Source organism: Gramella sp. KN1008 (assembly GCF_004332155.1).
In the GTDB taxonomy this organism is placed as follows: Bacteria; Bacteroidota; Bacteroidia; order Flavobacteriales; family Flavobacteriaceae; genus Christiangramia.
This window is the reverse complement of sequence record NZ_SJDV01000003.1, coordinates 309,556-327,674: the sequence shown is the minus strand read 5'-3', so window position 1 is coordinate 327,674 and position 18,119 is coordinate 309,556. Positions and strand designations below refer to the sequence as shown.

At 40.3% G+C, this 18,119-nt stretch carries 21 protein-coding genes; 16 read left to right on the top strand and 5 right to left on the bottom strand.

What is annotated here, in order from left to right:
- The first annotated feature begins 106 nt into the window (after window positions 1-106).
- The 6 genes from tpx to ribB all read left to right on the top strand — a co-directional run bounded on the left by tpx (window position 107) and on the right by ribB (window position 6,761).
- On the top strand, window positions 107-607 hold the full coding sequence (tpx, locus tag EZJ28_RS07350) for a thiol peroxidase (RefSeq protein ID WP_131396402.1): 501 nt from the start codon (window positions 107-109) through the stop codon (window positions 605-607).
- Window positions 607-972: a diacylglycerol kinase gene (locus EZJ28_RS07345; RefSeq protein ID WP_131396400.1), complete on the top strand. Its 366-nt coding sequence runs from the start codon at window positions 607-609 to the stop codon at window positions 970-972. The genes tpx and EZJ28_RS07345 overlap by 1 nt, the downstream gene beginning before the upstream one ends.
- 141 nt (window positions 973-1,113) lie before the next feature.
- On the top strand, window positions 1,114-3,483 hold the full coding sequence (locus tag EZJ28_RS07340; RefSeq protein ID WP_131396398.1) for a DNA translocase FtsK: 2,370 nt from the start codon (window positions 1,114-1,116) through the stop codon (window positions 3,481-3,483).
- A gap of 9 nt (window positions 3,484-3,492) precedes the next feature.
- Window positions 3,493-4,134, top strand: a complete 642-nt coding sequence (locus EZJ28_RS07335; protein ID WP_131396396.1) for an outer membrane lipoprotein carrier protein LolA — start codon at window positions 3,493-3,495, stop codon at window positions 4,132-4,134.
- 1 nt (window position 4,135) lies between these two features.
- Window positions 4,136-5,584: an LptF/LptG family permease gene (locus EZJ28_RS07330; protein ID WP_131396394.1), complete on the top strand. Its 1,449-nt coding sequence runs from the start codon at window positions 4,136-4,138 to the stop codon at window positions 5,582-5,584.
- 28 nt (window positions 5,585-5,612) lie between these two features.
- Complete coding sequence (gene ribB / locus EZJ28_RS07325; RefSeq protein ID WP_131396392.1) at window positions 5,613-6,761, top strand: 3,4-dihydroxy-2-butanone-4-phosphate synthase; 1,149 nt, start codon at window positions 5,613-5,615, stop codon at window positions 6,759-6,761.
- Here the strand turns inward: ribB and EZJ28_RS07320 are convergent.
- On the bottom strand, window positions 6,758-7,390 hold the full coding sequence (locus EZJ28_RS07320) for an NAD(P)H-dependent oxidoreductase (protein WP_131396390.1): 633 nt from the start codon (window positions 7,388-7,390) through the stop codon (window positions 6,758-6,760). The genes ribB and EZJ28_RS07320 overlap by 4 nt on opposite strands.
- A gap of 126 nt (window positions 7,391-7,516) precedes the next feature.
- On the opposite strand from EZJ28_RS07320, the gene EZJ28_RS07315 reads away from it, so the two are divergent.
- The 3 genes from EZJ28_RS07315 (at window position 7,517) to EZJ28_RS07305 (ending at window position 9,520) form a co-directional block, all read left to right on the top strand.
- On the top strand, window positions 7,517-8,149 hold the full coding sequence (locus tag EZJ28_RS07315) for a vancomycin high temperature exclusion protein (protein ID WP_131396388.1): 633 nt from the start codon (window positions 7,517-7,519) through the stop codon (window positions 8,147-8,149).
- Between the two features lie 73 nt (window positions 8,150-8,222).
- Window positions 8,223-8,579: a phage holin family protein gene (locus tag EZJ28_RS07310; RefSeq protein WP_131396386.1), complete on the top strand. Its 357-nt coding sequence runs from the start codon at window positions 8,223-8,225 to the stop codon at window positions 8,577-8,579.
- 146 nt (window positions 8,580-8,725) lie between these two features.
- A complete protein-coding gene (locus tag EZJ28_RS07305; protein WP_131396384.1) occupies window positions 8,726-9,520 on the top strand; it encodes an HAD family hydrolase in 795 nt (264 codons plus the stop codon).
- Here EZJ28_RS07305 and EZJ28_RS07300 read toward each other — a convergent pair.
- Both EZJ28_RS07300 and EZJ28_RS07295 read right to left on the bottom strand, forming a co-directional pair.
- Window positions 9,517-10,278 (bottom strand): hypothetical protein, encoded by a 762-nt coding sequence (locus tag EZJ28_RS07300; protein ID WP_131396382.1) that lies wholly within the window; start codon window positions 10,276-10,278, stop codon window positions 9,517-9,519. The two genes, EZJ28_RS07305 and EZJ28_RS07300, sit on opposite strands and share 4 nt — an antisense overlap.
- A gap of 44 nt (window positions 10,279-10,322) precedes the next feature.
- The gene (locus tag EZJ28_RS07295; protein ID WP_242670083.1) at window positions 10,323-11,261 is read right to left on the bottom strand and encodes a L,D-transpeptidase; all 939 of its coding nucleotides are present in this window, start codon (window positions 11,259-11,261) and stop codon (window positions 10,323-10,325) included.
- Window positions 11,262-11,670: 409 nt separating this feature from the next.
- Here EZJ28_RS07295 and EZJ28_RS07290 point away from each other — a divergent pair, with 409 nt between their 5' ends.
- The 6 genes from EZJ28_RS07290 (at window position 11,671) to arsB (ending at window position 16,568) form a co-directional block, all read left to right on the top strand.
- Window positions 11,671-12,783 (top strand): hypothetical protein, encoded by a 1,113-nt coding sequence (locus EZJ28_RS07290; protein WP_131396380.1) that lies wholly within the window; start codon window positions 11,671-11,673, stop codon window positions 12,781-12,783.
- A 146-nt stretch (window positions 12,784-12,929) separates the two neighbouring features.
- Entirely contained in the window at window positions 12,930-14,012 is a 1,083-nt protein-coding gene (locus EZJ28_RS07285; protein ID WP_131396378.1) for a Gfo/Idh/MocA family protein, read from the top strand.
- Window positions 14,013-14,078: 66 nt separating this feature from the next.
- Window positions 14,079-14,414, top strand: coding sequence for a helix-turn-helix transcriptional regulator (locus EZJ28_RS07280; RefSeq protein WP_131396377.1), 336 nt, complete (start codon window positions 14,079-14,081; stop codon window positions 14,412-14,414).
- 11 nt (window positions 14,415-14,425) lie between these two features.
- Window positions 14,426-14,890 carry a DUF6428 family protein gene (locus EZJ28_RS07275; RefSeq protein WP_131396375.1) on the top strand — a complete coding sequence of 155 codons (465 nt, stop codon included), beginning with the start codon at window positions 14,426-14,428 and terminating at the stop codon, window positions 14,888-14,890.
- Between the two features lie 12 nt (window positions 14,891-14,902).
- Window positions 14,903-15,520 (top strand): protein-tyrosine-phosphatase, encoded by a 618-nt coding sequence (locus tag EZJ28_RS07270; RefSeq protein ID WP_131396374.1) that lies wholly within the window; start codon window positions 14,903-14,905, stop codon window positions 15,518-15,520.
- A 1-nt stretch (window position 15,521) separates the two neighbouring features.
- On the top strand, window positions 15,522-16,568 hold the full coding sequence (arsB, locus tag EZJ28_RS07265) for an ACR3 family arsenite efflux transporter (RefSeq protein WP_131396372.1): 1,047 nt from the start codon (window positions 15,522-15,524) through the stop codon (window positions 16,566-16,568).
- 26 nt (window positions 16,569-16,594) lie between these two features.
- Here arsB and EZJ28_RS07260 read toward each other — a convergent pair whose 3' ends face one another.
- Together EZJ28_RS07260 and EZJ28_RS07255 are read right to left on the bottom strand one after the other, a co-directional pair.
- Window positions 16,595-16,900 (bottom strand): panthothenate synthetase, encoded by a 306-nt coding sequence (locus tag EZJ28_RS07260; RefSeq protein WP_131396371.1) that lies wholly within the window; start codon window positions 16,898-16,900, stop codon window positions 16,595-16,597.
- 106 nt (window positions 16,901-17,006) lie between these two features.
- Window positions 17,007-17,495 carry a VOC family protein gene (locus tag EZJ28_RS07255; RefSeq protein WP_131396369.1) on the bottom strand — a complete coding sequence of 163 codons (489 nt, stop codon included), beginning with the start codon at window positions 17,493-17,495 and terminating at the stop codon, window positions 17,007-17,009.
- Between the two features lie 67 nt (window positions 17,496-17,562).
- Here EZJ28_RS07255 and EZJ28_RS07250 point away from each other — a divergent pair, with 67 nt between their 5' ends.
- Window positions 17,563-18,063, top strand: coding sequence for an SRPBCC domain-containing protein (locus tag EZJ28_RS07250; protein ID WP_165499044.1), 501 nt, complete (start codon window positions 17,563-17,565; stop codon window positions 18,061-18,063).
- Window positions 18,064-18,119: the final 56 nt, after the last annotated feature.

Here is an 18,119-nt window from a genome sequence, read left to right as displayed (position 1 = left end):
AAAAGGCTGTTTTTCTTAGGAAAACAGCCTTTTATTGTTTTATGAAAATTTTAGTAATAAGCCATTCACAATCTTCTAAATTTATGTTTCTGATAAACCAATTGTTATGGCGATAATTGAATTTGGAGGTGAAAAGGTAACCACCTATGGCAGTCTTCCTTCCCTGGATGAAAAAGCACCACATTTTGAACTAATTAACCAAGAGCTTTCTATCGTAAATCTGGAAGATTTTAAAGGAAAGAGGCTTATCATGAATATATTCCCAAGTATAGATACCGGTGTGTGCGCCAAATCTGTACGAAATTTCAGCAACAAGGCGGCCGAACTGGAAAATGTTAGCGTACTATGTATATCACGGGACCTCCCCTTCGCCCAGCAAAGGTTCACTAAAAGTGAAAATCTGGAAAATATTGTTAATTTGTCTGACTTTAGAGAAAGAAATTTCGGTAAGGATTATGGAGTGGAAATGATTGATGGTCCCTGGGAAGGTCTTCTTTCAAGAGCAGTGTTAGTTTTGAATGAGAATGGCCACGTGATCTACTCAGAGCAGGTTTCAAATATAGATAACGAGCCAGATTATCTTGCCGCATTGAAAACACTATTATAATGAAGAACAGTTTCCTCGGAAAAAGAATTAGAGGAGGAGGTTATGCTATAAAAGGAGCATGGTTATTATTAAAACATGAGCCAAGCATCCAGGTACAGTTCGTAATTTCAATCCTGGTGTGCATTGCAGGCTGGTATTTTGAAATTACCCGAATCGAGTGGATTCTTCAGTTCTTTGCAATTGGCCTGGTGATGTCTGCCGAAGGTCTAAATACCGCAGTAGAAGCCATGGCAGATTTTGTGCACCCCGATTTCCACAGTAAAATTGGCCATATTAAAGATGTAGCGGCAGGTTCGGTCTTCATCGCGGCGCTGATCGCTGTAATAATTGCCGGGTTTATTTATCTTCCATATATTTTCCCATAGATCTCCTCGCAATAAAATAAATAATCTCCAGTTTTCTATCCTGAAGTACTTTCACAATTAGGAGAAGCTCTAAAATTGAAGTTTTTTCCTTAATTTGGAAAAGCCTAATTTGTATTTTTGCCGAAATCCTTTAACCTATTTATGGCCAAAAAGAAATCTAAGACCAGGAAAACCACCAAAACAAAAAGGAATTTATCGCTTAAGCTGAACCGCCAGCAAAAAGTGGTCTTAGGTAGTTTTCTGATGCTTTTTGGTCTTGCGCTTATCGTTGCTTTTATCTCTTTCCTCTTTAACTGGCAGGCAGATCAAAGCGTTCTTAATGAATTTGCTAACAGGGAAGTAGAAGCCCGAAACTGGCTTAGCAAATTCGGAGCCGCAGTAAGTGATTTTTTTATCTATAAGGGTTTCGGGATCGCATCTTTCACCATTGCTTTTCTGATCTTTTTAAGCGGGATCTACCTTTTCTTTGGTTTTAAAAGTTCCAATCTTCAAAAATTCTGGTTCTGGGGTATTCTGGTAATGATCTGGCTTTCGGTCTTCTTCGGTTTTTTTGCTGAAAGCAATGCTCTTTTAGGTGGAAGGATTGGTTTTGAAATGAACGATTTTCTTCAGGATTACCTGGGCTTCTTTGGTACCACCCTGCTTCTGTTATTCCTCTTTATTGCGTACCTGGCCATACGGCTGAAAATTACACCCGAAATGATCGGTTCCTATTTCAGAAATGGAAAAAAAGAACTTCAGGATGCCTTTGAGCAGCATCCACCCAATGTTGCAGAAACCGACGAAGAAATAGACTGGAAAAAAGAAACTATTACAACCGTTCAGGAGGAAGAACCAAAAAGTATAGATCTTTATGATCCCGATACAAAAGAAGAACCGGAAGCAGCTCCCCGAAAAGAAGAAGCTTCTGATGAAACTGAAGAGGATGTATCCATGGAAGTTGAAGCAGCACCCGAAGAAGAGGAGGAAGATAATCTTAGCAAAAAACTGGTTAGCGATTTTGGTGAATTTGATCCTACCCTTGAACTAAAAAACTATAAATTTCCTACTGTAGATCTTCTCAAAGATTATGGGGGAGGTATTACGATAAACCAGGAAGAGTTAGAGGAAAACAAAAATCGAATTGTAGATACCCTCAAGAACTATAAGATCGATATCGCACAAATAAAGGCTACGGTTGGACCAACCGTAACCCTTTATGAAATAATCCCAGAAGCCGGAGTAAGAATATCCAAGATCAAGAACCTGGAAGACGATATAGCCCTTTCCCTATCTGCTCTTGGTATAAGGATCATCGCTCCTATCCCTGGCCGCGGAACCATAGGAATAGAAGTTCCTAATAAGAATGCCAGTATAGTTTCCATGCGTTCAGTAATATCATCGCCTAAGTTTCAGAATGCCGAGATGGAACTTCCAATGGCTCTGGGAAAAACGATCTCCAATGAAACATTTGTGGTGGACCTTGCAAAGATGCCCCACCTTTTAATGGCGGGTGCAACAGGTCAGGGTAAATCTGTAGGACTTAACGCTATACTTACCTCCCTGCTCTATTGCAAACATCCGGCAGAAGTTAAGTTCGTACTCGTAGATCCTAAAAAAGTCGAACTTACGTTATTCAATAAGATCGAAAGACATTATCTGGCAAAATTACCCGATACTGAAGAGGCTATTATTACCGATAACACCAAGGTGATAAATACCCTTAACTCCCTTTGTATTGAAATGGACAATCGCTACGAGCTACTCAAGGATGCCATGTGTCGAAATATAAAGGAGTATAATACCAAATTCAAGGCAAGAAAACTTAATCCTAACGATGGCCATAAGTTTCTGCCCTATATCGTGCTTGTGGTAGATGAATTCGCCGACCTTATCATGACTGCTGGCAAGGAAGTGGAAACACCAATTGCGAGGCTTGCTCAGCTGGCACGTGCTATAGGCATACATTTGATCATCGCTACCCAGAGACCCTCGGTAAATGTGATAACCGGTATCATTAAAGCTAACTTCCCGGCACGGGTCGCCTTCAGGGTTACTTCAAAAATCGATTCCAGGACCATCCTGGACAACCAGGGAGCCGATCAACTTATTGGCCGCGGAGATATGTTGTTCACTCAGGGAAATGAACTTAAAAGGCTTCAGTGTGCTTTTGTAGACACCCCGGAAGTAGATAAGATCACCGAGTTCATTGGGTCGCAAAAAGCATATCCCGATGCACATATCCTGCCTGCCTACGAAAGTGAGGAAAGTGGCACAGGAGTTGATATAGATGTGAGCGAGCGGGACAAACTGTTCCGTGAAGCCGCCGAAGTGATCGTGACAGCCCAACAGGGATCGGCATCATTGCTTCAAAGGAAACTAAAACTTGGTTATAACCGCGCAGGTAGGATAATAGATCAACTGGAGGCCGCAGGCATCGTTGGTCCGTTTGAAGGAAGTAAGGCAAGACAGGTTTTAGTAACAGATTTAGCGGCTTTAGAGCAACTTTTAAATGAAGAACCAAACAATTAAAAAATCAAAATGAAAAAATTAGTATTCATCCTGGCCGCAATTCTGTCTTTCAATGTTCAGGCACAAAGCTCCCAGAAAGCTGAAAAACTTTTGAATGAAGTATCATCCAAGGTTCAGTCATATGATAACATGGTGATAGAGTTCAAGTATGCTTTGGAGAACACGGCAGAGAATGTGAGTCAGGAAGCCCGAGGAGATGTAAGTATAGATGGAGAGAAGTATGTTTTAAACCTTATGGGCACCACACAGATGTTTGATGGAAAAAAGATCTACACGATCATACCTGAAGATGAAGAGATCAATATCTCAAGCTACGTAGAAGAAGACAGCAATAGTATCACCCCTTCAAAAATGTTCAGTTTTTACGAAGAAGGCTATAATTATGAGATGGATATTACACAAAGTGTAAAGGGGCGTGAGATTCAGTATGTAAAACTTACTCCAAAAGACAGTAATGCAGAGATCAAGAATATACTTCTGGGAATAGACAAACAAACTAAACACATCTATAACCTAATCCAGACACAGGATAACGGAACCAAGATCACGATTACCGTGAAAAGCTTTAAAACAGATCAGCCACTCGCGAAAAATCTGTTTACCTTTGACGAAGCTCGTTACAGCGATTATTATATCAATCGAATAGATTAAATTGAAAATACTTGACCGGTACATACTAACCAGTTTTCTAAAAACTTTTTTTTCGGTCTTTATTATACTCATGTTCATCTTTGTACTCCAGACGATCTGGCTGTACATAGGTGAACTTGCTGGTAAAGACCTGGATGTAGAAGTGATCATGAAGTTCCTGCTATACTTCTCACCTAAACTGGTACCTCTTGTATTACCGCTCACCATCCTGCTAACCTCTATAATGACCTTCGGAACTTTTGCCGAAAACTACGAATTCGCAGCGATGAAATCTTCGGGCATCTCCCTTCAAAGAGCGATGCGAAGTCTAACATTTTTTATAGTATTAGTAAGCCTGGTAGCATTCTTTTTCGCGAATAATGTGATTCCCGCCGCCGAATTTAAATCGATAAACCTCAGAAAAAATATCGCTCAGCTCAAACCCGCAATGGCGATCACCGAAGGTGTTTTCAATGACATTGGAACCTTCAACATTAAGGTTGAAGATAAAAGCGGGGAAAATGATCAGTTTCTTACCGATGTTATTATTCACCAGAAGACGGTTAATGGTGGCAACCATACGGTAATAAAGGCTAAAAAAGGTGAGCTGGTGGGAAGCACAGATTCTGATGTGCTATCGCTTATTCTGAAAGAAGGAAACTATTACGATGAGATCCAGCCCAGTGACTACGAGAAAAGAAAGGACAAACCATTTACGAAAAGTTATTTTGACGAGTACGTGATCAATATAGATCTGTCTGATTTCAACAAGGTAGACCTTGAAGATGAAAGTACCACCTCCTATCATGGAATGCTCAAGATCTCAGAGCTGGATGAAAGTATAGATTCATTTTCGGTCTCATATAACACCAGAATGGAGCAGTTCAGAAAAGATATGTACAGACGCTCTGGTGTTATGACCCTTTCTACTAATATGAAGACCAAAGATACTACGGTCGCTTTTGAAGATGGCCTTCTATCCCATTATAACACCTACGATGCAGCCCAAATCGCTAATCTGGCACTGGGAACCATCAACTCTGCCGTTGCCCACCTGGCCATGAAGAAGCAGGAATTCAAGGTAAATATCAAGCAGATAAATAAGTTCGAGATAGCCCTGCATGAAAAATACGTACTGGCAGTAGCCTGCATCGTATTGTTCTTTGTGGGTGCACCCCTGGGTGCTATTATAAGGAAAGGTGGGATCGGGCTTCCTATAGTGGTGGCCATCCTTCTATTTCTCACCTATCACTTTATTGGGATTTTTGCGAAGAACTCAGCCGAAGATGGTAGTGTAAGCGCTTTTGTAGCCACCTGGCTGTCTACCTGGATCATGCTCCCCCTTGGCGTTTATCTTACTTACAGGGCTACAACAGATCAGGGATTGTTCGTATTCGATAACTTTATCGAGCCTTTCAAGAAACTCTTCAAAAAAGCCGGGCTTATCAAGGATAAAAGTAAATCAGAATAAATATCTTTGCAGCCACAAAATTGATCTTATGGCGCAGGTTGAAAACAATCAGTATTCGGTTAAACTGGACAGTATTCAGGAAGCCATTGACGATATACGGGATGGAAAAGTGATCATCGTGGTAGACGATATTGATCGCGAAAATGAAGGGGATTTTCTGGCTGCTGCCGAAAAAGTAACGCCTGAAATGATCAACTTCATGGCTACCCATGGTCGCGGTCTCATTTGTGCTCCCATTACTGAACACCGTTGTAACGAACTGAAACTGGACATGATGGTTGGTAATAATACCGATCCCATGGAAACTGCCTTCACTATTTCCGTAGACCTCAGAGGAAAGGGGGTCACAACAGGAATTTCAGCGGCGGACAGGGCCAAGACCATCAAATCTCTCATAGATCCTGAAACCAATCCTCAGGACCTTAACAGGCCTGGCCATATATTTCCGCTTAAGGCCAAGGAAGGTGGGGTATTAAGAAGAACAGGTCATACCGAAGCTGCCATAGATTTTGCAAGACTCGCCGGTTTTGAACCCGCAGGCGTTATTGTTGAAATAATGAACGAAGATGGAACTATGGCGAGACTTCCGCAGTTACTTGAAGTAGCCAAAAAATTCGACCTTAAGATCGTTTCAATTGAAGATCTTGTAGCCTACAGGATGCAACATGATTCCCTTATCGAAAAGAAAGAGGATTTTGATGTAGAGACCAAATTTGGAAAATTCAGACTCCGCGCATATAAACAAACCACTAATTCGCAGGTTCATATAGCCCTGACCAAGGGTCACTGGAAACCTAATGAAGAGATCATGGTGAGGGTAAATTCTACCCTGGTCAATAACGATATCCTTGGAACCTTAACGAACGATGCCGACAAGAAACTGGACAATATGTTCAGGGCTATAAATAATGAGGGCCGTGGAGCGATTGTCTTTATCAATCCCGCAACCCAGAGGTTAAATCTTTTAAGCCGTCTTGCTGACCTTAAGGAGGGACAAAAAAAAGGAGAAGTAAAGGCTCCGCCTGTAAAAATGGATAATAAGGATTTTGGGATCGGAGCACAAATACTCCACGACCTTGAGATCCATAAAATAAAACTGTTATCCAATAGCGAACATACCAAACGAGTGGGAATGATTGGCTACGGCCTGGAGATCACCGAATATGTCAATTATTAATCGATTTCGATAATAACCTCATCAAGAGGTCTTCTTACTTTTTTGAATCTGGAGAACATATCATCATCTGCCCTGTAACCAACAGGTAATACAAGGACAGATTTAAGGTTTTTCTCATGCAGATTCAGAACCTCATCATATTTATCTGGTTGAAAACCTTCCATGGGACAGGCATCGATCTCTTCAGCCGCACACACGGTAAGAAGGGTTCCTAATGCCAGGTAGGCCTGATTTATAGCCCAGGCTTCGATCTCTTCCTTAGCTTTGGCTTTAAAATCATTTACCAGAGAATTCTGAAAGGGTTCCAGTATCTCATCAGGTGTCTCTCTTACATGTTTTACCCGCCTGAAATAATCAGTTATAAACTTCTCATCCACTTCATTTTCTATACAGATTACCAGAAGATGAGAAGCTGTATCAACCTGTTTCTGATCCCAGGAGAACTCGCGCAACTTTTTCTGAAGCTCTTTATTAGAGATCACGATCATTTTCAGTGGCTGCAAGCCATAGGAAGTCGCAGTAAGGTTGAAAGCTTGTTTCAACACATCTACCTTGTCATCGGTAAGTATTCGCGATGCATCAAATTTCTTGGTGGCATAACGCCAGTTTAAAGCTTTTATATTACTCATAGTATACCTTGGATAATATTTTACAAATGTACACAATGTGTATACTTACAAAGACGTTAGCGCATAAATTAAACTAATACATCCAATTATTATGGTTATCTTCGATCATATAATCATCAGTCAATCATGAAGCGCCTTAAAAAAATAATTCTTGCTTCGGTCATCGGTTTGATACTGATAATCTTTGTTGTTCTTGGTCTTGAAGCTACTTTTCAACGACAGACAGCGGGACTTATCTACAAAGATATTTCGAGGATTCCCACTTCTGAAACAGTGATCATCCTTGGAGCCAGCGTTCATGCTGATGGTAAACTCTCTCCAATACTTCAGGACAGAGTAGATACGGCCATCAGGCTATATGAAAGTGGAAAGGTTAAGAACTTCCTGGTTACCGGTGATCATCGATCGGATGACTATAACGAAGTGGCCGCAATGGTAAAATATCTTGAGGAAAAAGGAATAGAAAAAAATCTGATCACTTCAGACCATGCAGGACTGGATACCTACGACAGCATGTACCGGGCCGGGAAACTCTTCGGCATTAAAAGTGCGACTGTAGTTACACAGGCTTTCCATCTTCCCAGAACTCTTTTTATTGCTTCAAATCTGGGTTTTGAGTATAATGGTTTTGTAGCGGACCAAAGACATTATCAAACCGAATACCGTCTAAAGCAAAGGGAAAAGCTGGCAAACTTCAAAGCGCTTTGGGAAGTTTTATTAAAAAAGAAACCACGCACGCTCCAGGCCCGGTTAAAATGAGGTAAGTGAAAAGTAAGAATATTTCACTTCATTTTCTATCTTAGTAAAAGCTGCTAACTCAAAACCAAAAAATATGCTTCATTGGGTGACCCATGTGCTGGTAGATGCGCTAGTCCTACTTATTGCCGCGAGGCTAATGACCAGTGTAGAAGTTAAAGGATCCAGTACCGCTACCGTGGTTGCCTGCACCATAGGAATACTCAGTTTTTTATTAAGCTGGTCCATCGATGTGGTCCTGGCACTGGCAAATCTCGGAATATTTTATTTTCTAAGTATCGGTTTTATTTCACGGGTTATAGTATTTACAATCGTGATCGAAATAGCCGATAAACTTACCGAAGATTTCAAGACCAGGGGTTTCTGGGCTTCTATATGGCTTGCCATCCTCATTGCCATTGTGAGTGGCATCACTGATCTTTTCCTGCTCTAATTGCGTGTATCATTCCTTTAATTCATTTTCTCATTGTTACTACCGGAAACATAGGATTCCTTTATACTCCTACTCGAAAATTTAATCTCTAATTAAAATTCAGGAAACTAAAATCCTATATTTTTGCCTTTTGAAATTTTCCAATTATGATAAAACTTATTGTAACCGATGTTGACGGAACCCTGTTGAATGATAATCATGAGTTACATCCGGATTTCTGGGAGGTAGAAGAACAACTCACCAAAAAAGGTATTTTATTCTCTATCGCCAGCGGTCGGCAGTTTTACAATTTGGAATCCAAATTTGAAAAAATCAAGGACCGCACCATGTTCTTTGCCGAAAACGGAACCTATGTCTCTCACAAAGGCAAAGAATTGTATGTAAACCCAATCGAGAAAAAAGCTGCGCTGGAGTTCATTGAAATGGGCAGAAAACTCGAGAACACTTACCTGGTCCTTTGCGGAAAAGACTCTGCCTATGTAGAGATAAGTGAGAAGGCATTCCTCGACGAAATTTCACAGTTCTATGAAAGGCTCCAGGTGGTTGATGATCTTACTAAAGTAGATGACACGTATTTAAAAGTGACCTTGTGTAACTTCAATGGAGTTGAAGATAACACATTTCCCCACTTCGTTAATTACACTGATAGGTACAAAGTAGCTATAGCTGCAAAGGTCTTTATTGATATCACGGCACTGGATGCGAATAAAGGAAACGCCATAAAGGGCATCCAGGAGGAGCTTGGAATTTCACCCGAAGAAACACTGGTTTTTGGTGATTATCTTAATGACCTTGAAATGATGAAAGTGGCCAGGCATAGCTATGCTATGAAAAATGCGCATCCAGAGATCATAGAGGCCAGCAATTTTGTGACCAGTCATGACAATAATGAGAATGGTGTTCTTAGAACGATCGAAGCCCTCGGCTTACTGAACTCCTAATTGACGATTATATTGGTCTTATCTACACCTGTGTTTCCCGTTACCGGATCATAAGCATAGATAAGGACTTCATATAAGCCTTTTTCAAGATTTGTTGTAGCAGAAAAAGTACTGGATTTATCTGTCTGATCCAGTTTAAGCTCTACTGAATTTTCCTTTTCATTAGTGATCATTGCTTTCACTTCGTACTGATTAGCATCCCAGATCCCATCCTTGGTCACAGGACAACCACACATTAGTACCACATTGGCTTTTATCTCAACTTCATCTGAGGCCGCTAGTCTTTCATGAGTCTGAGGTGAAAGTATGTCTACTACGAAGCCCGGAAACTCTAGCACTACTCCATCTCCCGTAATATCCTTCCCGGGAATTACCCAGAGTTGGGTACTGCTAAGTACCATGGCCTGTCTCTTATTTATTGGTGCATAAGCCTCAACAGTCACAAAAACCGGTTTATCAATTTCAAGGATAGCTTTAAAACCAGCCGTATTATCTTCTGAAAGAGGCTGGTTACGTTTCCAGTCTTGTTTCATTATTTTATCGGTATTCCCTGTACTCCCAGTGGTCACCCCTTCAGATAGTATCTCTCCCGTGACCGCATCCTTCACAAGGATCTTTGCTCCTCCAATTGAGCTTCCTATGAATTTCGCATCTTTCGCCTTGGCCCGAATCATGATATTCGTCTCCTGGGCGATCAGGTTCATAGACATAAGTAAAGAAAAACACAGGATAATATTCTGAAAATTAAAACTCTTCATAAATTGAAATATTTACCTGCCAAATTAATTAAATTTTTTATCATTTAGGAGCTCGCAAGTTCCATCCTTGCTCCCTCTTCAGTCATATTTGGAAAATTTCGGGGATCTTCCTGGTAACGTTCCACATAATCTTTCAAGGTTTCAATTTCTTCCTGGGTAAGATCGTTGGCTTTCATATTCTGTGCAAGATGATACCAGGGCTTTTGAGAATTATAGTCATATTCACCAAAGACCATAAACGGCGTCCCGTTTCTTGTGATCTTAGCATTCTCCATCTCCCACATCTCTGCCCAGTCAAAGATATATTGAGCATCTTCCATATACAGTCTCACGCAACCGTGACTGGCAGGATATCCCGGCATGGAATACTGGTGAACCCCAATTCCTTCAAAGTTCATAAAATTGAAATAATATGGCATGATCCAGGATTGGTCTACAGTACTTATCTTACGCTTGGCCTTATAATTTCCATAATTGAGTCCGTTTGGAGTTCTGGTAGAACGTTTCCCGGTACTTACGGGTCCCCATTTAACAAGCTCACCGTTTTCATACAGTCCGAAAGCCTGCACCCGTTGAGAAATAAGTACTGTTTTAGGGATACATTCTAAAAAATGCACATTCTCAGGAAAAGGACTGTAGGTATTGAACTCTGCCGAAGCACATTCCGGGATAACCAATGGCCTGTTGGGTCTCAGCCTGCTTTTTTCTATACGATTAAGAGCCAGTATATTCTTTATTTGTGAATCATTATAGTCTTTAAAAAGGCTGTCAATATCTGCTGTTGAACTTAGGGAGTCCAGGGTATATTTTACTTCGTTCCTGAAGATTTTCGGTTCTTTCTTGATAACCGGGTTCTTCATAACCGGCTCTGATTCTATAGCCGAAGAATCGGCAATTTGGGTATTGGAATTACAGGATAAAAGTATAAACCCAATAACGAAAAGTACAGCAATGCTTCTTAACTTCATAAAGCGTTTCATCATGTAATAGTTTTGGTTCTGAGGATGAAATTAAGTAGGGATCAGGCTGGCTCATGCCAATTAAGCGTTAAGGAATTGTTGACTTTATGATAATTAACCCTTTTTAAGAAAGAATATTCCGGGACGTGGTTAATTTTCTTTAAAAATTTAACGAAGCTTTAATTATCTAAATGACTAATTTTATACTTCGGTGTATATGAGTATATTATGAAAATACAGATGGGAATTCTCAGATAAGTTGCCCTAAAAATTTTCTCCTTCCTGTATCAAATTCCTACGCCAATAGTCGATTATGTTTTTCAACTTTAGATAAAGAACCAGATAGATACTTCCTCATCTTCAATTGCTGCCAGGCAGAAAAATTGGAAATACGGTGCAACTATTCGTCTATTTTAAATTTAAAATCTAAAAAATGAAATCACATATTCTTTTTGGTTCTGGTATTTTATTTATCCTACTCACAGCCTGTTCTACAGATGATGAAAATTTACCGCCACAGGAACCCTCTCCTCAACCCTCCAATGTAACAGTAGAATTCGGAGAGGATATTACCCTGTTTGAAAATTCCAGTAGTTTAGAAGTAAAACTTGAATTCAGTAAACCGGCAATAAAAGACGGTCAAATTCAATTAGCTATTACGATCCCTGAAGGATTAAATTTTTACACCACACCTTCTGCAACAAATAAGATTATAAGCATTAGTGTTGAGAAGAATGCCAGTTTTGCTTCATTCAATATTACCCCCGACGATGATAATATTATAAAAGGAATGAAGGAAATCGCATTCCAACTTTATTCAGTATCTGAAGGTTTTAGCATGGGAGTGAAAAAAGATCTGGCTGTAGAACTCATAGATGATGAACTTTATGGAAAGCCAAAATCCTTTGAAACCATAACGGGCAACTGGAAGGTAAAAAACTCTTATACCTATACTCCTGAGGGTAGAATTCATAAAATTGAATGGAGCAAAGAGACTCCAAACCTTCTTACCGGTACAGAAACCTATTCTTATTGGTATGGAAAAATAGCCAGGATCAACTATAGTGAAAACCATGATGAATATTTTTACTGGGATGGTGATATCATCCGCAGTTCTGAGATCATCCAAAATGGTATAAAAACTTCCTTTTCTGAATACAATTATAATGAGGAAGGAAATATTGGCAGTAAACATGTTTATCATCAGGATCCTAATGGTGGATACAAGGAATCTTTTGTATACTCCTATCTATATTTTCCTGACGGAAATTTAAGACTGCAAATAACCTTTATTCCTGATAACTCTATAGATGGATATGCCGTAATTTCACAGCGCTACCATGATAATTATATAGATAAACCTAACTGGTTCCCTGTGAATGAGATAGTTCCAACGCTTATAGCACAGAAGAATCTTCCAGGTTCCTACAGGATTCTGGAAAACGGCACAGATCTGTCCTATAGTTTTACTTACCAGTTTGATACTGAAGGAAAAGCGGTGAAAAGGGAAACAAGCGGTGAAACTACCACTTATACCTATTATTAGGATTGCTTAATCCATTATACCAAAGCTGTCCCGACGACAGCTTTTTTTATTATTTCAAATGGCCAGATTCGTTTAACTGGAATACTAAACCACTTAAGATTCTTTATTTTCTTAAAAATCATTAATTTACAGAAAAGCATATACTTATGAATAACAGAAGGGATTTTCTAAAAAAGTCAGGGCTTTTTCTAACAGCAGCGATGTTACCGTTTCCCGCCTGCATTTCTTCTAATTCTTATAAAAAACTGGGAGTTGCCCTTGTCGGCCTGGGCTATTACAGCACGGATCTGCTCGCCCCCGCCCTTCAGCAAACCGATCACTGCGAATTACGGGGAATAGTTACCGGAAGTCCCGAAAAGATCCCTGTATGGCAAAGGCGTTACGGAATAAAAGACTCCAATGTTTACAATTACGAGAATATGCATCAGATCGCTAACAACAATGATATCGATGTGATCTATATAGTTCTACCAACCGGCCTGCATGCCGAATATGCCATTAAAGCTGCAAATACCGGCAAGCATGTTTGGTGTGAAAAGCCTATGGCCAGAACATCTGAAGAATGCCGGCAGATCATTGATGCCTGTAAAAAAAATAATGTAAAACTTTCAATTGGTTACAGAATGCAGCACGAGACCAATACCCAGACCCTTATGAAATGGGCCGAAACAGAACCCTATGGCAATATCCGTCATGTGATCTCTGAAGCAGGGTACAATGGCGGAACCATTAACCCGTGGAAGTTGGAAAAGGAAATGGGTGGTGGAGCGATCTATGATATGGGCGTTTATCCTATCAATGCGGCTCGATATTCCACGGGTTTAGAACCTGTTGCCGTATCGGCAACTCAGTCTACCAAGAGGCCTGAGATCTTTGACGAAGTTGATGAGACTACTAATTTTAAACTTGAATTTCCAGAAGGAATAATGGTAGAAGGTAAAACAAGTTTTGGTGAAAATTTGAACAATCTGGAGGTCACCTGCGAAAGAGGATGGTATTATCTTAGGCCGATGCAGGCTTATTCCGGCGTTAGAGGAAAAACAAGTGACGGTAAAATTTTAGCACCCATGGGCAAAAACCAGCAGGCCGTACAAATGGATGATGATGCCCTGGCCATTATCAATGATAGCCCGGTACTGGTTCCGGGAGAAGAGGGGCTTAAAGATATTGCGATAGTAGAAAAGATCAATGAATCGGCTTCGCTTGGAGGAAAAAGATTATCCCTTTAATTTTTCAGCGCAAAACCTTGGATTCCTTCCCCTTTCATCGTAATATTGCAATATACGATTTTAGCTATGGGAATTACCAAAACAGATCTTTTCACCAAAGAACAGAATCAACTTGCTACCCTGGCAAAAGCCTTTGCTCATCCGGCAAGGGTCGCCATCATACAATACTTGTTAGAATCGAATAAATGCATCAATAATGATCTGGTAAATGAATTAGGGCTTGCCCAGTCAACCATAAGTCAGCACCTGAAAGAACTTAAAAATGCAGACCTCATTCAGGGAAATATTGAAGGGGTTTCCATGAGCTATTGTATAAACCCTAAAAAGTGGGAAAGCGTACAGAAGCTTTTCAATGGGATGTTTGACAGGCTTGCAGATTGTGATCCAGGTAATTGTTGCTAAAAGATAAGATTATGAAACTTTCAGAATTCAGGAACAACTTATCCGGACTAAGTGAACTCAAATTTAGATTACCCTCAGGTGAACTCTTACCGGAACATTTTCATGTGACCGAAATAGGTAAGATCAACAAACAGTTTATAGATTGCGGAGGAACAATTAGAAATGAAGAAAAACTTTCTTTTCAGCTTTGGGAGGCCAATGATTACAACCACCGTCTTCATCCCGAAAAACTGGTCGGAATAATCGAACTCGCCAAGGATAAATTGGATCTTCCCGATTATGAAATAGAGATCGAATACCAGGGCAAAAGCATCGAAAAATATGAGGTTGATTTTGATGGAAGGTACTTCCTTATGCACAATACCAGAACCGATTGCCTGGCGAAGGACAAATGTGGAATACCTAAAAAGAAACCGAAAATAAAATTATCTGACCTACAAAATGCATGCTGCACCCCGGATTCGGGATGCTGCTAAACCAGTTTATATATGTCCAAGCTCAATTTATTTCCTGAAATTCAGAAAAAGATTCAGGCTCTGCAAAATCATACCATCTCCTCTGAAAGAAAAGAGGTCCTAAAGCCACTTATGTCCTTCATTCAGCATAAAAAGGATAAAGGCAACCCTATTCTCATTAATTTTATTTGTACCCATAATTCGAGACGGAGTCAGTTGGGCCAGGTATGGGCAAAAGCAGTTTCAGCATATTTCGGTTTAGATACCGAATGCTTTTCAGGAGGAACCGAAGAGACTGCCTTCCATATAAATGCGATAAACGCCCTGGAGCGTGCAGGTTTCAGAATAGAATCCAAGCCTGGTGACAATCCTGAAATCATGGTCCATTTTAGCAAAAATGACGACCCATTGATTTGTTACTCAAAGGTCTATGATTCGGAGGAAAATCCATCGAAAGGTTTTGCCGCTGTTATGACCTGTTCTCATGCAGATGAAAACTGCCCTTTTATCCCGGGAGCAGATGCCAGGATTCCGCTGGACTATAAGGATCCAAAAGACTTTGATGAAACTCCACAGGCGCCAGGGAAATATGATGAACGCAGCGACCAGATCGCTTCGGAAATGATCTACGTATTTAAAAATATAAAATAGAATGGCAAAAAAATTAAATTTTCTAGACAAGAATCTAACGCTTTGGATTTTCCTGGCTATGGGAATCGGAGTTGGTTTAGGATATTTATTTCCGGGGATCCCTGAAAACATCAATTCATACAATCGGGGCACCACCAATATCCCAATTGCGGTGGGACTTATCTTGATGATGTATCCTCCCCTGGCCAAAGTAAAGTACAGGCTTTTGCCTAAAGTTTTTAAAAATGTAAAGATCCTTAGTATTTCACTGATCCTGAACTGGATAGTTGGTCCGCTACTGATGTTCTTCCTCGCCATTCTATTTTTACAGGACCATCCGGAATATATGGTAGGTCTAATCCTGATAGGTCTGGCAAGATGTATTGCCATGGTTCTGGTATGGAATGATCTTGCTGAAGGCAGTAGCGAATATGGTGCAGGCCTGGTTGCGCTTAACAGCATCTTCCAGGTGTTTGCTTATAGTTTCTACGCGTGGCTGTTCATTACCAAGCTACCACCTTTACTGGGTTTTGAAGGAGCCATCGTGGATATTTCCATTGTCACCATTGCTGAAAGCGTAGCTATTTACCTTGGTATTCCTTTCGCTATGGGAATCCTTAGCCGTCTTATCCTAGTAAAAATTAAAGGTGAAAGCTGGTATGAAAATAAGTTCATTCCCACAATTTCTCCGATGACGCTTATCGCTCTTCTCTTCACCATCGTGCTTATGTTCTCGTTAAAAGGGGAATTGATTGTTGAGATACCTATGGATGTGGTAAGAATTGCCATTCCGCTGCTCATTTATTTCAGCCTAATGTTCATCATTGGTTTCTTTATGAGTAAAGCAATGGGAGCCTCATATGATAAGAACGCATCTATCTCCTTTACTGCCGCAGGAAATAATTTTGAACTTGCCATTGCTGTGGCCATAGCGGTATTTGGACTGAATAGCGGTCAGGCTTTTGCCGGCGTTATAGGACCTCTGGTTGAAGTCCCCGCTCTTATTCTCCTGGTTAGGGTATCATTCTGGCTAAAGAGAAAATACTATCCGGCTATTTCGGGTGGATAATGATCAGATTTTTATCTGATCAAACTCTAACTCCATTTTTTACCCAGATTTTCAAGATCTGCTTTCATAAGATCATCGGGTGTCATTGCGATCCTGAATTCACAGATAGCTTCAAAATTGAGAAACCAGGGCTCTGCAATAGCTGGAATGTCACCGGCTCCGCCAACCTCGACTACCATAATGGCTCCGCGGCATCCCTCAATCTCAGTAAAATGAATGCTTTCTGGCTTAGTCTCTTCTATTATCCTGCCAAGGACCTCCCCTGCCGAGCCATCTTTGACCATTGAGTTAAAAGGTTCTATGGGGCAGATAATTTTAACTAACATTTTCATGACCTTAATTTTATTGGTTAGACACTAAAATTAGGGGAATAAAAAATCAATAAATATTAGTTAAAACCCTACTATATGATATTACGCATTGGAAATATTTCATCTATCAAACTAGTTCAAGCAAAGACTTAAGATCTAATCTATGTGTATACATTCTAATTCCTCCTTTATCATCTTCCGGCCATTCTTCTCTTGGTTTATCCCAGTATAGTTCAATCCCATTTCCATCGGGGTCATCAAGATAGATAGCCTCTGAAACACCATGATCGGCCGCTCCTTCTAGAGGATAACCCTTTTCAAACAAACGCCTGACCACAACAGCCAGATCCTCACGGGTGGGATATAAGATCGCGGCATGGAAAAGACCTACACCCGACTTTGTCGCTTTAGACCCGCCCTCACTGTGCCAGGTATTCAATCCTATATGATGGTGGTATCCTCCAGCAGATAAGAAAACAGCACTATTTCCAATTCTTTCAGTAATCTTAAAACCCAGGAGATCTCTGTAAAATGTCAGTGCTTTCTCAATATCTGAAACCTTAAGGTGCACATGACCAATTCTAGTCTCATCAGGTACTTTATAGTTTCCGGACATGATATTTTTCTTTAAATTTATAAAACATTCGTCAATCCGTTTTATCCATATTTTCAAAGTCAAAGTCATGGAAGAAAAGAAAAAACCAGACTGGAGTAATTTCACGGTTAATCTTCCTATCAATCAACCGGAAGAGAAAATCAGCGAATTCTGGTTAACCCAGGAAAATCTGGAAAAATGGTTCCTTAAACTTGCCGAGTTCAAATCTGCGGAAGGAACCCAAAGAGCGAGAACTGAAATGATTGAGCCAGGAGATACTTACAGATGGCAATGGCATGGATGGCCGGAAAATATTGAAGAAACCGGTAAATTATTAAAACCGAAATCCGGTGAGTTCTTAAGGTTCGTTTTTGGTAAAGCCGGGATCGTTGGGGTTAGTTTAGTAAAGGAAAACAACCAGACCATCCTCAGGCTTGTACAGGAAAATATTCCTACAGATGAAGAGTCAAGAATGAATTTCTATACTGGATGTAAGACAGGATGGACGTTTTATATGTTGAACTTAAAATCTGTACTGCAGGGTGGCCCGGATCTCAGAAATAAAAGAAGTGAACTCAAAATGGACTAAAAAGCATCCTATCTCTCCGGCTTTTTTTTTGAATATTATAACTTTTTTTAGGAAGC

Coding starts and splice junctions, on each gene's coding strand:
- EZJ28_RS07270 (WP_131396374.1), top strand. CDS start 14,903: ATGTCCAAGCTCAATTTATTTCCTGAAATTCAGAAAAAGATTCAGGCT.
- EZJ28_RS07295 (WP_242670083.1), bottom strand. CDS start 11,261: ATGATGAAACGCTTTATGAAGTTAAGAAGCATTGCTGTACTTTTCGTT.
- EZJ28_RS07300 (WP_131396382.1), bottom strand. CDS start 10,278: ATGAAGAGTTTTAATTTTCAGAATATTATCCTGTGTTTTTCTTTACTT.
- EZJ28_RS07290 (WP_131396380.1), top strand. CDS start 11,671: ATGAAATCACATATTCTTTTTGGTTCTGGTATTTTATTTATCCTACTC.
- EZJ28_RS07340 (WP_131396398.1), top strand. CDS start 1,114: ATGGCCAAAAAGAAATCTAAGACCAGGAAAACCACCAAAACAAAAAGG.
- EZJ28_RS07250 (WP_165499044.1), top strand. CDS start 17,563: ATGGAAGAAAAGAAAAAACCAGACTGGAGTAATTTCACGGTTAATCTT.
- EZJ28_RS07305 (WP_131396384.1), top strand. CDS start 8,726: ATGATAAAACTTATTGTAACCGATGTTGACGGAACCCTGTTGAATGAT.
- EZJ28_RS07335 (WP_131396396.1), top strand. CDS start 3,493: ATGAAAAAATTAGTATTCATCCTGGCCGCAATTCTGTCTTTCAATGTT.
- EZJ28_RS07310 (WP_131396386.1), top strand. CDS start 8,223: ATGCTTCATTGGGTGACCCATGTGCTGGTAGATGCGCTAGTCCTACTT.
- EZJ28_RS07315 (WP_131396388.1), top strand. CDS start 7,517: ATGAAGCGCCTTAAAAAAATAATTCTTGCTTCGGTCATCGGTTTGATA.
- EZJ28_RS07280 (WP_131396377.1), top strand. CDS start 14,079: ATGGGAATTACCAAAACAGATCTTTTCACCAAAGAACAGAATCAACTT.
- ribB (WP_131396392.1), top strand. CDS start 5,613: ATGGCGCAGGTTGAAAACAATCAGTATTCGGTTAAACTGGACAGTATT.
- EZJ28_RS07255 (WP_131396369.1), bottom strand. CDS start 17,495: ATGTCCGGAAACTATAAAGTACCTGATGAGACTAGAATTGGTCATGTG.
- EZJ28_RS07285 (WP_131396378.1), top strand. CDS start 12,930: ATGAATAACAGAAGGGATTTTCTAAAAAAGTCAGGGCTTTTTCTAACA.
- EZJ28_RS07260 (WP_131396371.1), bottom strand. CDS start 16,900: ATGAAAATGTTAGTTAAAATTATCTGCCCCATAGAACCTTTTAACTCA.
- EZJ28_RS07275 (WP_131396375.1), top strand. CDS start 14,426: ATGAAACTTTCAGAATTCAGGAACAACTTATCCGGACTAAGTGAACTC.
- EZJ28_RS07345 (WP_131396400.1), top strand. CDS start 607: ATGAAGAACAGTTTCCTCGGAAAAAGAATTAGAGGAGGAGGTTATGCT.
- tpx (WP_131396402.1), top strand. CDS start 107: ATGGCGATAATTGAATTTGGAGGTGAAAAGGTAACCACCTATGGCAGT.
- arsB (WP_131396372.1), top strand. CDS start 15,522: ATGGCAAAAAAATTAAATTTTCTAGACAAGAATCTAACGCTTTGGATT.
- EZJ28_RS07320 (WP_131396390.1), bottom strand. CDS start 7,390: ATGAGTAATATAAAAGCTTTAAACTGGCGTTATGCCACCAAGAAATTT.